Source organism: Ruminococcus albus AD2013, from assembly GCF_000526775.1.
Classification (GTDB): Bacteria; Bacillota; Clostridia; order Oscillospirales; family Ruminococcaceae; genus Hominimerdicola; species Hominimerdicola alba_A.
In genome coordinates, this window is the sequence record NZ_JAGS01000001.1 from 1,270,803 (window position 1) to 1,286,017 (window position 15,215).

The window sequence follows — 15,215 nt, forward strand, 5'->3', positions numbered from 1 at the left end:
ATGGTTATCCCCCAAGTATATATAGTTCCGATATGAAACCAATTAATTTGGTGTGTTGGCGGGATAACCATAAAAAGCAATATTCGACTTTATCGGATCATTTCATACGGATCAGCTATGCATCGCGAGATCAGTACGCACTGTTAGACGTCGAATCCTTTCGGTACGCTTTGGGTGATATACCGCACTTGCGCAGAAATACTCTGCTGAAATAGCTGCTGTCGGTATAACCGCACCGCTCAGCGATCTCCGCCACAGACAGCTCTGTCTCGCGTAACAGACGGCAGGCGGTATGTAAACGCAGTTTTGTTATGTACTGCATCGGACGGCAGCCTGTCGCTTCCTTGAACAACCTCAGAAACTGACGTTCTGAATAATGAGTAAGCGCAGCAAGTTCGGTAATGGTCATTTCTTCCTGAAAATTTCGTTCGATATACGCAAGGGCAGGCGCAAGCTTTACAATGCCTGCGTCGTTTTCGATGCGGTTCGTATCATACATTCGTGAAAGCTCGACAACAAGTCGGATAAATCCCGCGCGAACCATTGTCTGCCAACCTGCCGCCCTGACGGTATATTCGGTATGAAGTGCCGCGATCATTTCCTCTATATTAAGCTGTTCATCGGGGAGCAGTTTAAGATAGCTCGTAAAGCCTTTGGTTCTTGACTGCTGTGGTTCAAGAACGAACAGAGCCTGAAACCCGGGCGCCCCTGCTATGTCAAAGGAACTCAGATCAAGGAACCTCTTGCGGAACATTATGTTGCATATGTGAAAATCCTGCGGATCATCATAGCCGTGTTTGATATCCTCGGCGATGACGAAAACGCTTCCTTTCTGAATAGGATATTTCTCACCGTCAACGATATGCACGGCACTCCCCGACAGTACGATCACCAGTTCGATATAGGAATCGTGGGCGTGCAGATAAAGGGGCTCGTCATGTTCTCCGTACTGTATAAAAAACGGAAAATTTTCATCTTGCGTAAAAGCTTCCAAGGGCATACGAAACATAAATATCACCTGATTTTCAATTGGAAGTCTCGTGTCGGTTTTGTCCTGTTTTGTGGCAGTAATTTTCTTGAAATCGGATAAGATAGGTGCTATTATTACTATAACATAGTTCATAACAAAAATCAACTGTAATGCAATTGTTGTTTATGGTTCTTACTCTGACACATCGAATTATACAACCGTTTAATGGGTATTAATAGTTAGTGTTATTCTTCCCCACGCATAAGACTGGGGAAGAATACATTCAGGTAAATGTTATTAGTATACAGAATATAGCGGTGTGCTGAAGGAATATACATATCTGTAAGGAAGAAGAAAACGGAGGGTCTACAATGAAAAGCAAACTGACAGCAGCTTTTCTGTCATGCGTGATGGTATGCAGCATGGCAGGAAACATTCAGGCAAGTGCTCTGCCGAGTAAAAACGGCACGATGCGAAATGTATCGACAGCGGAGATCGTGGGTGAAATGGGTATCGGCATCAATCTCGGAAACACGATGGAAGCTTGCGGTGACTGGATAGAAGAAGTAGATACAAAATGGGGCGACGGTGTACTCGAACCAAAGGAATATGAGACCGCATGGGGCAGCCCGATCATTACAAAGGAAATGATCGAGGGCATGTCAAACGAGTGTTTCGGAGTTGTACGTGTTCCCGTGGCTTGGTCAAATATGATGGATAAGAGCACCTATACTATCTCCCCTGCTTATACTGCCCGTGTAAAGCAGATAGTTGACTGGGTGATTGACGCAGATATGTATTGCATAATCAATATCCATTATGACAACGGATGGGTAAACAATTTCCCCTATGATGAAGAAGGCTCCATGAAACGTTATGAGACTATGTGGAAGCAGATCGCTTATGCATTCAAGGATTATGACGATCATCTTATATTTGAGTCGCAGAACGAGGAACTTGGCTGGGAGTCTATCTGGAACCCCTGGAGCGGGACGCAGTCGCAGAAAGAAAAGTCCTATGCGCTGTGCAACCGCATAAATCAGAAATTTGTAGATGTCATCCGTACGTCCGGCGTCAATAATCCCAAGCGCCATCTGCTAATTTCGGGATATAATACCGGTATTGACCGAACCTGTGATTCGCTGTTCAGGATGCCTTACGACCCTGTGAACCGTATGGCGATATCGGTGCATTATTACACACCTGTGGGCTTTGCTATTCTTGAAGACAAGGACGAATCCTGGGCAAAGGCGCGTTCAACATGGGGTACAGACGAGGACTACCGTGAACTTAATGCCAACATGGACATGATGAAGACTAATTTTACAGACAAGGGTATCCCTGTGATAATCGGCGAGTACGGCTGTCCCACTAAGGGAAAGGAAACAGAGTCGGTCGTTCGTTTCCTGAGTGCTGTATGCAAAGCTGCATATGACCGTCAGATGTGTCCCGTCCTCTGGGCAACACCGAAGGGCGAAAATGATGGTGAATACGGCGGTCACTATGACAGAAACGCCTGCAGGATCAGTAACCCCGATCTGAAAAAAGCTTTTGACGAGATCACAGGTTTTAACGGCAAAACTCCCGTTGACCCATCTGCTGAATATCCCGTTGTCAGCAAAGTTGAATACAGCGAGAAATATCATCAGATCAGAATTACATGGTCGCCTGTTGAGGGTGCTTCAAATTATGGCATAGCAGTATATCTTGCAGGAAAATGGAGGGTACAGACTCAGAACATCCCTGCCTCTGCTACAAGCTATACAACGCCTAAGAATCTAACTCCCGGAAAGAGCTACAAGGTAGCTGTTGCAGCTAAGGCAGGCAGTGTATGGACTGCAAATGAAGCTATCAGGCACGCTGTAACAGTCACCGTTAAGTAACCGTCATATCAGCATACCTCAAAGTTTTCAATACTATACTATTATAAAAGATCTAATCAGAATAGGTATCGCTTTCTTTTCTTCATAGGCGATTCCTTCTCTCAAACAATACTCTCCGACAAATATCCATCTGTCGGAGAGTATTGTTTTTATTGTAGTAAACGACATACTATATTATCGAACTAATAAAGAACAGTACACCCCCGAATGCTTTTGAAACCGCACGGCTGTATGTTTTTTTAGCGTTGATTGATTTTTACTGTCAATTACATTAAGCAAGACTTTCGTCCTTACATTTCTAATTCTGATATTAAACCAAATTAATGATGTTTAAACTGGATAATCAGATTTCATATTACTACTGTTTTCGATTATAGCACTTACCGTTCTTGTGATATCAAACAATCCCAAACTGATATTAGCTGCACTAATTGTACATTATCATGTTATTTAAAGTATTGCTTTAAATACTTATTGACACGCTTTAATTCTTGTGATACAATATACTCACCGGCCGAGGAAAACTTAAAATAATTAAAGTGTTACTTTAAAAGGAGATGTTGTTATGAACCCCAAAATATCCGGAAAACTAAAAAAACGTTCTATCATTAACTCAGTAGTGATCGGTCTTTTATGCTTTACATCATTAGTTGTAGCTATATGTGAGTTTATCAGCTACATCAACAATCCTCAAATGATCGAACTACTGATAAATGGGATCTACACTTTAGCGATTTTTTCAGAGTTGGGACTTCTCGCGATGATATTGCTTGAGATACGCAAAACAGGAAAGCCTTTTTCAAAAAAGATAATCACAAAGCTGCGTGTTATGGGATTTATCCTGTTTGTTACCGGTGCATTAGTTCCGCCCTATACTACAACACCGATCTCAGAACATGAATATTGCAGAGCGCTTAACTATAATACAATGAACATCCTGGTCATCGGAATAAGTATAATCATCGGTTTAATATCCGAAGTTTTCGTTTACGGTCTCAAACTTCAGCAGGAAAACGACCTTATTGCGTAAAGGTGGTACTATATGGCTATAATAATCAGACTTGACAGAATAATGGCTGACCGCAAAATGTCCTTGAATGAGCTGGCAGAAAAAGTCGGGATGTCAAACGTCAACCTATCCAACCTTAAAACCAGCAAGATGAAAGGCATACGTTTTGAAACTATGAACGCTATATGCGATGCACTCGATTGTCAGCCAGGAGATCTTTTTGAATTTGTAAAAGAATAACAAATAAAAATATGGTTATCCCCTTAACACACCACAAGTAAGATCACTGCACCAAAGCAGCCAAAAGCCTTAAATACGCACTGTTTCCCAGCTTACGACGGTTGAATTTGTAACAGTATTCGGCAGCATATAACGCTGTGTGGATCTTTTCGTTTCCGTGGTAAGTTCCCATGATCATTGCTTTGAAGTTTGATATAACTTTATGCATCCAATTCAGCTGACCGCTTGTCGGATCATATGTCTCAAAAACATGGAAGTATTTCTGTGCCAGCGGCTTCTTGTAACTTCGGGCATTATCACTCTCGATCTTCGAGCCTGCGCGGATATTATCCCTGGCAAATCTCCCCACAGTTATGCCCTTTAAATTCGGCACATCGCTCATTTTAACGTACTCGGGATTTCCTGCTGCGTTCTTCGATAAAGCTACGATCATCTTGACTTTTTCAGTACCTCTGCCGCGCTTTTTACCGTGAGTCGGAGCACCGAGATACGTGTCATCAAGTTCAACGATCCCGTCGAGCAAATAGCGTTCTTCACGGCATTTCATAGCTTTTCTGATGCGGTGAAGGATGTACCATGCAGTCTTGTAGGTCACCCCCAAATTCCTCATAAGTGTAACAGCAGAAACGCTGCATTTGTTGCTCATAATGAGGAATGCGGTGATTATCCACAGCCTCAGCGGAAGATGTGTTCTGTGCATAAAAGTTCCGTTTGTGGCGGATATATCTGCTTTACAGAACTTGCAGCGCAGCAGATGTCGTGACCTTATCCTGCGGTACTCAGAGCCACCGCAAAACGGGCAGGCAAAACCCTTTTCAAAGCGGATATCAAGCAGAAAATCCTTGCAAAAGCTTTCATCTGCGAACTTTGAGTATATCCCATCAAGTGTGATCTCAGGTTTCGGAAATCTTTTTGACATAGCGACAGCTCCTTTCGGTTTCTGTCACTATTATACTATATTTTCCAGCTTTTGAGGTCTGTTTATTTGGACAGCATTGTAAATTATCTGTGGTGTGTTAAAGGGATAACCATGTTATACTTTATGTGACAGAAAAAGTCAACACATATTCTATACATAAAGCACGAGCATAAAAAGAGCTTAGTGCCCTGCTGTAGGCACTAAGCTCTGAAATATGTTCGGTTTACTTTACTGTGATAGTTACGGCATTTCTGATAGCGCTTTTGGTATCCCAGCTGCCGTTCACCCTTGCAGCGATGGCTACCTTATAGGTCTTGCCGGGAAGGAGGTTCTTGGGTGAGGTGTAGACATTATCAGTGATATCCTGTGTCTGTATTCTCCACTTGCCAGCAAGATATACAACGATGCCGTATCTGTCAGCATCTTCCACCTTATTCCATTTGAATCTTACCTGATGATATTTTTCGCTATACTCCACCCTGATTTTTGTGGGACAAGTTGGCTTTTTGTTGGTATATTGAACGTAGGTGTTCCTGCCGTTGTTTTCGATGACAGCATACACACGTTCACCGCTGATGATGGCTGCAGGGTCTTTGGTGTTTACCCAGCCGTTGCCTTTGGGAAGGCAAGCTGTATCGGGAATGAGGGGGTACTTCTCACCGAGGGTCAGCTCGTTCAGAATGTAACAGGAATCGAACATACCGTTCATTTTTGTTACGTTGCTTGTATCAAAGCTGCTGACATCAAGATAAGTCAATCCGTTACAATAAGCAAACATTCCTTGCATTTCTGTGACTTTGCCTGTATCAAATCCGCTCAGATCAAGTGAGCTCAACTTGTTACAGGATAGGAACATACCACTCATATTTTCAACTTTTTTTGTATTGAAACCGCTTATATCTAAGTCTTTCAAATCGTAGCATAATTCGAACATTCCTTGCATATTTTCTACATTACTTGTATCTGCTTTAGAAAGATCAATTGACTCACAATATACAAAGCCTGAAAACAACTTACTGCAATCTTTGGGTAAAACTGTTCCCTCTTCGGCTATAATGGATTTAACAGATACTTTATTCCAGTTTTTCTCACTCAATCTCTTCACGGCGAGATCATCGACCTCACCCCTGAGAGTAAACACACCTGTTGTTTCATCAAAAAAGCAGCATTCTTCCTCAGCCTCGGCTGCCTGTGCCGCGATAGCCTGCGAGATAACAGGCGCACCATAGCTTACTGCACCTGCAACCATACATAACGACATTACTACTGCTAAAACTTTTTTTAATTGCATAATTTTACATGGTTATCCCTTTAACACACCACAGATAATTTACAATGCTGTCCAAATAAACAGACCTCAAAAACCAGAAAATATAGTATAATAGTGACAGAAACCGAAGGGAGCTGTCGCTATGTCAAAAAGATTTCCGAAACCTGAGATCACACTTGATGGGATATACTCAAAGTTCGCAGACGATGACTTTTGCAAGGATTTTCTGCTTGATATCCGCTTTGAAAAGGGCTTTGCCTGCCCGTTTTGCGGTGGCTCTGAGTACCGCAGGATAAGGTCACGTCATCTGCTGCGCTGCAAGTTATGTAAAGCAGATATTTCCGCCACAAACGGAACTTTTATGCACAGAACACATATTCCGCTCAGACTGTGGATAATCACCGCATTCCTCGTTATGAGCAACAAATGCAGCGTGTCCGCTGTTACTCTAATGAGAACTCTTGGCGTGACTTACAAGACTGCCTGGTACATCCTTCATCGCATCAGAAAAGCCATGAAATGCCGTGAAGAACGCTATTTGCTCGACGGGATCGTTGAACTTGATGACACGTATCTCGGTGCTCCGACTCACGGTAAAAAGCGTGGCAGAGGAACTGAAAAAGTCAAGATGATCGTAGCTTTATCAAAGAACGCAGCAGGAAATCCCGAGTACGTTAAAATGAGCGATGTGCCGAATTTAAAGGGTATAACTGTGGGTAGATTTGCCAGGGATAATATCCGCGCAGGTTCTAAGATCGAGAGTGATAATGCCCGAAGTTACAAGAAGCCGCTGGCACAGAAATACTTCCATATTTTTGAGACATATGATCCGACAAGCGGTCAGCTGAATTGGATGCATAAAGTTATATCAAACTTCAAAGCAATGATCATGGGAACTTATCACGGAAACGAAAAGATCCATACAGCGTTGTATGCTGCCGAATACTGCTACAAATTCAACCGCCGTAAGCTGGGAAACAGTGCGTATTTAAGGCTCTTGGCTGCTTTGGTTCAGTGATCTTACTTGTGGTGTGTTAAGGGGATAACCATATAATTTTATCCTCCTAAATATTTACAATTAGTGTATTAGTATAAATCCACGACTTATATCTTACCATTATTTCGTGGTGTTGTCAATATCTATTATTGTTGATTTTTTAAAAAGTTAATTTGCACAGTAAAAAAGGCGATCAATATATGTAGTATATACTAAAACGATTTGAAATTAAAGGCTTTAAGAATTTCAAGGATACGCTGACGTTTATTTTCGCTAAAGCACCAATAAGACCCTGCAGGGATTTTGATTCCTTGCAGGGTCTTATATTTTTGAGGCGCGAGGTATTGACGTTTACCTCATTTACGCAAGTATAATAAAAAACGGATAGTCGTCTGATACTGACGTTCTATCCGTTTTGCATTTATCAAATTATAACAAATTCAGCCTATCACTTTATAGTAATAATTCCTGCATTTTTGATTGCATTTGCTGTATCCCAGCTACCGTTTACTCTTGCCGCGATAGCGACCTTGTAGGTCTTACCCGGGGTGAGGTTCTTGGGAGAAGTGTAAACTGTGTCGGTTATGTCCTGTGCTTGAACTATCCACTTTCCTGCCAGATATACAGCGATGCCATATTTGTCTGCACCTTCGACTTTATCCCATGTAAATCTTACCTGATGATATTTCTCACTGTATTCAACCTTGATATTGGTAGGATATGTGAGCGAATCATCTGTATCTGAAGTACGACGCTCGTAGGTGTTGGTACCATCGTTTTTGATATCTGCGAATTCTCCACTGCCGCTTACAACTGTTGAGGGTTCATTAATATTCACCCATCCGTAGCCGTTGGGAAGCTCTGCTTCAACATTTATGTTTGTGATATTCTCTCCAAGAGTAAGATTTTTCAGATTATTACAATCACGGAACATTAATCTCATACTTGTGAGCTTACTGGTATCAAATCCACCCAGATCAAGTGCTTCCAGGCTGGAACAACCAAAGAAAATATCACTCATGTATTTGACATTACTTGTATCGAAACTACTCAGATCAAGTTTACTCAGACCGGAGCATCCGTTGAACATTGAATGCATTTCTGTTACACTGCTTGTATCAAAATTGCTCAGATCAAGTTCGGTCAAACTTGAACAACCACCGAACATCCAACCCATACCTGTGGTATTTTTTGTATCAAATCCGCTAACATCTATCGACGTCAGACACGAACAGCCGTTGAACAAACTGGTCATTATTTTTACATTGCTTGTATCAATTGAACTTACATCAATCGTTGTCAAAGCGGAGCAATCATGGAACATACCGGAGATATCTTTCGCATTTCGGGTATCAAATCCGCTTACATCAATTGAGGTAAGGCTGGTACAATGACTGAAGATAAAAGAGAAACTATCGACACTGCTTGTATCAAATCCACTCACATCAAGCGAAATAAGATTTGAACAATCACTGAACATATTGTTCATATCTTTTACCTTGCTAGTATCAAAGCCGCTTACATCAAGTCTTTTCAAACCGGAACAGTAACGGAACATTCCATATATATATGTAACATTACTTGTGTCAAAATTACTCACATCAAGTTCGCTCAGATTTTTACAGCCACCAAACATATAGGACATAGTTGTGACATTACTCGTATCAAATCCGCTTACATCAAGTTCAGTCAAACCTTTACATCCATAGAACATCCATCCAATATTTGTGACCTTGCTTGTATCGAAACCGCTCAGATCAAGCGTAGTCAAGCCATAACAGGATGAGAACATACCGCACATATCCGTGACATTTTCGGTATTAAAGTTACTTATATCAAGTGATGATATTTTCTTACATTCCTTGAACATACCGCTCATATTCGTGACATTGCTGGTATCAAAACCGCTTACATCGATCGAAGTAAGTTTTGAACAGCTTTCAAACATACAACCGAGATTTGTTACGTTGCCGGTATCGAATCTGCTTACATCAAGTGATGTCAAACCAGTACACCCCGAAAACATTCCAGCCATATTTGTAACATTGCTGGTATCAAATCCGCTTACATCAAGTGATGTCAGACCGATACACCCCAAAAACATTCCAGCCATATTTGTAACATTGCTTGTGTCGAATCCGCTAAAGTCAAGTGCAGTCAGTTTGTAACAACGTAAAAACATACAACCCATATTTGTAACATTGCCGGTATCAAATCCGCTTACATCAAGTGTAGTCAGTTCGGAACAATCATAAAACATACTATTCATATTTGTAACTTTGCTTGTGTCAAATCCGCTGATATTAAGGGTACTCAGTTTTCTACAGCCAGAGAACATATTGCTCATATCAGTAACATTGCTTGTATCAGCATCTGAAAGATCAATATAAGTACAGTTATTAAAATCACTGAACAGCTCGCTGCAATCTTCAGGCAAAACAGTTCCCTCTAAAGCTACAACGGTCTTTATCGACCAGTATCTATAATGTTTTATAGATTCGCTATCGACTTTGCCCCTAAGAAGCAGCACGCCTAACTTTTCATCATAAGAAACATTGTTCGTCTTAGCATTTGCAGCCTGCGCAGTTATGGTCTGTGTGAATAACGGCACACCACAGCTGATAGTTCCTGCTGCCATACACAGTGACACTGCTACTGCTAAAAATCTTTTTACTCGCATTGTTGTTACCTCCAAAATTTTCAATTTTTAATAGGATAAAATATATAATTATTCTAAAAATCATGATAGCATACATCACAAAGAATGTCAACAATTACGATATATCTTTTTGAATATTTGTTTATTATCAATAAAAGAAAAAATGATTTTTTATGTTTTTGACAAAGCATTGATCCGCTTTCTCAGTCACTCGATTTTATCTAAATATCGTAAGCTACAGATATCATTGCACAACATAAAACAGATAGCTTCCCGATAATAACTGGCTATCCATTTCACTCATCACCTAAAGTTTACAAATGAGAGCACTCTGCAAATGTTCATTATTTTAACTCACGATATAGATTTTGTGCACATTTTATATATTTTTTACACCATTTCTTCATTTTTTCAGTTGTATTCGCACTTGATTTTTTGTACAATATTAGAAGTTATAATAATATGCATATATGGGTTTGGATGGGTAAATAATAAGCTGGGTAACAATGAGCCAAAGCCGACAGACACGCTGACAGCTTATGGCTCATAATTTAAGGAGGTATATATGTATGAGAAAAAAGATCACAGTTTTTGTGTCAGCCCTTATGCTGACACAGTCATTGAACTGTCTCACTCCGCAGAAAGCTGCTGCGGCAGGTGTGACCTTCACTCACAAGGAATGGACGGGACAATCGGGTGCAGAGGACGTTTTCGCTGTTAATCGTGAAGCTGCTTCCGTGAACCCCATTCCCTTTCAGGACGATGCTTCCGCGGTAAACGCTGTATGGAACTACAACGACCGTGAAAAATCCGACTATCTCCAGATGCTCACCGGCGAAAACGAGAACTGGGAACTGAACGTCGTGCAGAACGACGATCAGGCTGCACCCTACCGCTGGGGCGGCTTCATGAATGTCAGCTACAAGGGACAGAACAGCGACGGCTGGAAAACCGTTCAGCTCCCGAAAAGCTGGACTGCTCTCGGATTCGACCACTCAATATATACAAATATCAACGAACCATGGCAGAGCAATTACGACCCTTGGGTTACCTGTCCGTCAGCTCCTACGAAGTACAATCCTGTGGGACTTTACCGCAAGAAATTCACTCTCGACAGCTCCATGAAGGGCAGCGGAAGACGTATATACATCCAGTTCGACGGCGTAGAATCCGCTTACTACGTATACATCAACGGCAAGGAAGTGGGATACAGCGAGGATACTTTCAGCCCTCACCGTTTTGATATCACCGACTACCTTACCGACGGCGAAAACATCCTCGCTGTTGAAGTACATAAATTCTGCGACGGCACATGGTTCGAGGATCAGGACATGATATATGACGGCGGTATCTTCCGTGACGTTTTCCTCGTAAGCAGTCCCGACGTGCAGATAAGCGACTATACCGTCCGCACAGACCTTGACGGCAGCTACAAGAATGCAGAATTGCAGCTGAGTATCGACGTAAGGAACCTTACAGGAAATTCAAAGAGCGGCTGGACTCTGGAAGCTGCTGCCTTTGACGAAGCAGGAAAGAATATCCTCAGCGGTGCATATACATCCGTGTACGCTCTCGGCGCAGGCCAAACAGGCACCTACGCCATCAATACAACGGTTACAGCTCCGAAGCTCTGGTCTGCAGAAACTCCCAATATATACGCTCTCGTCCTGACCCTCAAGGACGACAGAGGGAATGTAAAAGAAAAAGTCTCCACACAGCTGGGATTCCGTGAGATAGGCTTTACTCCCACAGCTGTTGACGGCTCTTACAATGTCACCACAAAACAGTGGCAGCCCATAACTATCAACGGCAAGCGTCTCCTGCTGAAAGGAGTGAACCGCCACGATTCCGACCCCTTCTACGGAAAGGCTGTTCCTCAGAAGACAATGGAAGAGGACGTTCGCCTGATGCAGAAATACAACATCAACGCCATACGCACCTCCCATTACAGCAACGATTCCTACCTCTACTGGCTGTGCAACAAGTATGGCATGTACATGATGGGTGAAACCAATATGGAATGCCACGCCCTCCAGGACGGAAAGTACAATGACTCCAAGGCTCTGTTCTACGAACTGGCTATGGACAGAACCAAAACTGCCTACCAACGTCTGAAAAACAATCCTGCTATTGTTTCATGGTCAATAGGAAACGAAATGGGCTACACCACCAATCCCAGTGATGCAGGCGGTATGTTCAGGGATATGATATGGTATTTCAAGAAAAACGACCCTACCCGTCCCGTCCACAGTGAAGGACAGCACTTCGGTATGGGTGTTGACATGGGAAGTGATATGTATCCCGGCTCGAACGTTATCCGCTACAATGCAGGTGACGGCAAGATGCCTTATGTAATGTGCGAATACGACCACGCTATGGGCAATTCACTGGGCGCTCTCAAGGAGTACTGGGACAATATAAGAAGCGCTGACAATATGCTCGGCGGCTTCATCTGGGACTGGGTAGACCAGTCAAGAGCTGTAGCACTGCCTTACGGCGGCTGGGATTACTACTCGGAGAGTTACGCTCACAAGAACCTCTACTCTGATGAGAGCAAGGGCAAATATTTCGGCTACGGCGGTGACTGGGGCGACAAGCCCAACGACAACAGCTTCTGCGAGAACGGCATAATATGCCCCGACAGAACACCTCAGCCCGAAGCTGACGAGGTAAGATACCAGTACCAGAGCTTCTGGTTCTCTGCAAATGCGGGACAGCTCGCCAACAACACCGTATCGGTATACAACGAGAACAACTTCCTAGACCTCAGCGATTTCACCGTTGAGTGGAAGCTACTGAAAAACGGTTCTGCAATAAGCAGCGGCACTGTCAAGGACGCTAAGTGCGCTCCCCTGTCAAGGAATACTATCACTGTGCCGTTCAAGCTTCCTCAGAATTACTACTCAGGTGACGAATTCATACTTGATATATCGGTAAAGACCAAGAATGCTACAGACCTCCTCCCTTCAGGAACCGAGGTGGCATATGAGCAGATTGACCTGGTCTCTGCTGGCAGCTCAGTTAAATATGACGGCGGCGATGCAGTTCTTACCATAGTCGATACTCCGAGCGCATACGTACCTACCAATAATCATAACGACTTCAACTTCTCCATAAACAAGTCCACAGGCCTTATTGAAATGTATTCCTATAAGGGCACTCTCCTCATCGAAAACGGCCCGACTCCTAATTTCTGGCGCGGCAACGTTGAAAACGATACAGGCTGGGGTGCAAAAGGTCTCTATGACAGTGCTTGGAAAAATGCTATGTACGGCGCAAAGGTCACAGGTATGGAAACAGGCGATGCAGCTGACGGAGCCAAGACCGTTACCTCACACCTTGAACTTCCAAATGCGGGCGGCACAAAGGTGGATATCATATATACTATCTACCCCGACGGACGTGTAAACTGCAGCTTCAATGTTGACGCAACAAAATCCGGTCTGGGCAACTTCATCCGTGTGGGCTCAATGATGACCCTTCCCGAAGGTTCGGAGCAGCTCTCATGGTACGGCAATAAGACCGAAAGCTTCAATGACCGTAAAACAGGCGGACGTCAGGGCATATGGGAGAGTACCGTTTCAGAGCAGTATTTCCCCTATCTAAAAGCTGACGACTGCGGAAACCTGACCGATGTAAAGTGGATATCCGTCAAAGACAAGAATAACAAGTCGAGCCTTCTTATCGCTGCAAACGGTACTGTTGAAGCAAGTGCTCTCCACTTCTATCCCGAAGACCTTCAGAAGGCTGATCACGTATACAAGCTTTCACCTAGAAAAGAGACTGTACTCAGCGTTGACTACGGCTCAATGGGTACCGGAAGCGCTACCTGCGGACAGGGTACACTTGAAAAGTACCGTCTTCCTTCAAGCAGAACTTACAGCTGGAACTACACTATCATTCCCGTAGCCACAGACGCAGATGGCAAATCCATGTCCGCGACTGCTGCAAAGCTCCGTTCAGACGGTGTAAGCGTAAAGGACAAGAGCTCCAATGCACTGACCATCCCCGTAAAATCACCTGCTACATTAAAGCAGACATCCTATGGAAATGCAGTATCGGGTTCGCTTTCAATACCTTCATCCAACAGTATCGGAAGTTCCCTTGAAGGCAAACACTCATTTACTGTTGAAGCTGAATTTGTCCCCACAGGCAATCCAGAATTCAACATGATAGCAAGCAAGGGCGACTACTCTTTCGGTCTCAGAACAGAAAAAGGCGTACTTTACTTCTTTGTTTATGCAGGCGGAGCATGGCGTTCAGTCTCATACCGAACAGGTACGGACGAATCCTCGGGCTGGATAGGAAAGAAGCATCAGATGGCAGGTATATACGACGCTGATACAGATACCATAAAGATATACTGCGACGGAAAGATACTGGCAGAAAAGAGCACAGGCACCACCGCGGGTATAGCCTCGTCTTCCTATGACCTTACACTAGGTGCCTGCCCCGAAACAGGACGTACATCCATGGCAGACTTTTATGAATTCCGTGTCTACAGCAAAGCACTCACCGAAAGCGAACTTTCTTCGCAGAATACATCTTCACCTGCATACGGTGCCAACAGCAAGTACGTTCAGCTCTGGCTGGATTTCGATAATGTAGTTTCACCTATGCTTCCTAATCCAACTGTTTCTTATAAACCAGGCGACGGCTCTGTACAGCTCAACTGGACTAAGGTATCTGGCGCAGAAAAATACGGAGTCGCAGGTTTGGTAAACGGAAAGTGGCAGCTGCTGAATAAGACGACAGGTACATCATATACGCTGAAAAACCTCGCTGCCGGCAAGAACTATAATGTAGCGGTGATCGCAATGTTCAACGGTGAGTGGAACATGGATCTCAGCAATTCGATAACTGTGACCCCAAATAAAACAACAGTCAACACAAACACACTTACATATCCCACTAACATCAAAGTCGAATACAGCAAGGAATATCACCAAGTAAGATTTACATGGGACAAGGTAAAGAATGCTGACAGATACGGAATCGCAATTTATCTGGCAGGAAAATGGAGAGTTCAGGCACAGAACATTACCGATACATCTTACACTTCTCCTATAAACCTCACCCCCGGCAAGACATACTGGGTCGCTATAGCAGCAAGAGTAAACGGCAAATGGGATACCGCAAATGCTATCAAACACGCGGGTACTGTTACTATAAAATGATACAGCATTGATCAATGCACGCAATCAACAAACGACTATCTATAAGTATATTGTTATTGATTCTGTAAAGAGAAGACAAGAAAATGGGCTG

Annotated in this window: 9 protein-coding genes; 5 read left to right on the forward strand and 4 right to left on the reverse strand. The window is 43.3% G+C overall.

Translation table 11 applies throughout. The features are described from left to right. Nucleotides 1–130: 130 nt before the first annotated feature. Nucleotides 131–994 carry an AraC family transcriptional regulator gene (locus N773_RS0105720; protein WP_196231604.1) on the reverse strand — a complete coding sequence of 288 codons (864 nt, stop codon included), beginning with the start codon at nucleotides 992–994 and terminating at the stop codon, nucleotides 131–133. Nucleotides 995–1,341: 347 nt separating this feature from the next. Here N773_RS0105720 and N773_RS19800 point away from each other — a divergent pair, with 347 nt between their 5' ends. From N773_RS19800 to N773_RS0105735, 3 genes are all read left to right on the forward strand, one after another. Continuing rightward, complete coding sequence (locus N773_RS19800; protein WP_024856893.1) at nucleotides 1,342–2,853, forward strand: cellulase family glycosylhydrolase; 1,512 nt, start codon at nucleotides 1,342–1,344, stop codon at nucleotides 2,851–2,853. A gap of 565 nt (nucleotides 2,854–3,418) precedes the next feature. After that, on the forward strand, nucleotides 3,419–3,883 hold the full coding sequence (locus N773_RS0105730) for a DUF2975 domain-containing protein (RefSeq protein ID WP_024856894.1): 465 nt from the start codon (nucleotides 3,419–3,421) through the stop codon (nucleotides 3,881–3,883). A 12-nt stretch (nucleotides 3,884–3,895) separates the two neighbouring features. After that, nucleotides 3,896–4,102: a helix-turn-helix domain-containing protein gene (locus tag N773_RS0105735; RefSeq protein WP_013498228.1), complete on the forward strand. Its 207-nt coding sequence runs from the start codon at nucleotides 3,896–3,898 to the stop codon at nucleotides 4,100–4,102. A gap of 43 nt (nucleotides 4,103–4,145) precedes the next feature. Here N773_RS0105735 and N773_RS0105740 read toward each other — a convergent pair whose 3' ends face one another. Both N773_RS0105740 and N773_RS0105745 read right to left on the reverse strand, forming a co-directional pair. Beyond that, nucleotides 4,146–5,021, reverse strand: coding sequence for an IS1595 family transposase (locus N773_RS0105740; RefSeq protein WP_024856895.1), 876 nt, complete (start codon nucleotides 5,019–5,021; stop codon nucleotides 4,146–4,148). 223 nt (nucleotides 5,022–5,244) lie between these two features. Further along, nucleotides 5,245–6,282, reverse strand: coding sequence for a BspA family leucine-rich repeat surface protein (locus N773_RS0105745; RefSeq protein ID WP_242840357.1), 1,038 nt, complete (start codon nucleotides 6,280–6,282; stop codon nucleotides 5,245–5,247). Nucleotides 6,283–6,433: 151 nt separating this feature from the next. On the opposite strand from N773_RS0105745, the gene N773_RS0105750 reads away from it, so the two are divergent. Continuing rightward, nucleotides 6,434–7,309 (forward strand): IS1595 family transposase, encoded by an 876-nt coding sequence (locus tag N773_RS0105750; protein WP_024856826.1) that lies wholly within the window; start codon nucleotides 6,434–6,436, stop codon nucleotides 7,307–7,309. 427 nt (nucleotides 7,310–7,736) lie between these two features. Here the strand turns inward: N773_RS0105750 and N773_RS21070 are convergent, their stop codons facing one another. Beyond that, the gene (locus N773_RS21070) at nucleotides 7,737–9,968 is read right to left on the reverse strand and encodes a BspA family leucine-rich repeat surface protein (RefSeq protein ID WP_024856897.1); all 2,232 of its coding nucleotides are present in this window, start codon (nucleotides 9,966–9,968) and stop codon (nucleotides 7,737–7,739) included. A gap of 548 nt (nucleotides 9,969–10,516) precedes the next feature. Between N773_RS21070 and N773_RS0105760 the strand changes: the two genes are divergently transcribed. After that, nucleotides 10,517–15,124 carry a glycoside hydrolase family 2 TIM barrel-domain containing protein gene (locus N773_RS0105760; RefSeq protein WP_024856898.1) on the forward strand — a complete coding sequence of 1,536 codons (4,608 nt, stop codon included), beginning with the start codon at nucleotides 10,517–10,519 and terminating at the stop codon, nucleotides 15,122–15,124. Nucleotides 15,125–15,215: the final 91 nt, after the last annotated feature.

Coding starts and splice junctions, on each gene's coding strand:
- N773_RS19800 (WP_024856893.1), top strand. CDS start 1,342: ATGAAAAGCAAACTGACAGCAGCTTTTCTGTCATGCGTGATGGTATGC.
- N773_RS0105730 (WP_024856894.1), top strand. CDS start 3,419: ATGAACCCCAAAATATCCGGAAAACTAAAAAAACGTTCTATCATTAAC.
- N773_RS0105735 (WP_013498228.1), top strand. CDS start 3,896: ATGGCTATAATAATCAGACTTGACAGAATAATGGCTGACCGCAAAATG.
- N773_RS0105740 (WP_024856895.1), bottom strand. CDS start 5,021: ATGTCAAAAAGATTTCCGAAACCTGAGATCACACTTGATGGGATATAC.
- N773_RS0105745 (WP_242840357.1), bottom strand. CDS start 6,282: ATGTCGTTATGTATGGTTGCAGGTGCAGTAAGCTATGGTGCGCCTGTT.
- N773_RS0105750 (WP_024856826.1), top strand. CDS start 6,434: ATGTCAAAAAGATTTCCGAAACCTGAGATCACACTTGATGGGATATAC.
- N773_RS21070 (WP_024856897.1), bottom strand. CDS start 9,968: ATGCGAGTAAAAAGATTTTTAGCAGTAGCAGTGTCACTGTGTATGGCA.
- N773_RS0105760 (WP_024856898.1), top strand. CDS start 10,517: ATGAGAAAAAAGATCACAGTTTTTGTGTCAGCCCTTATGCTGACACAG.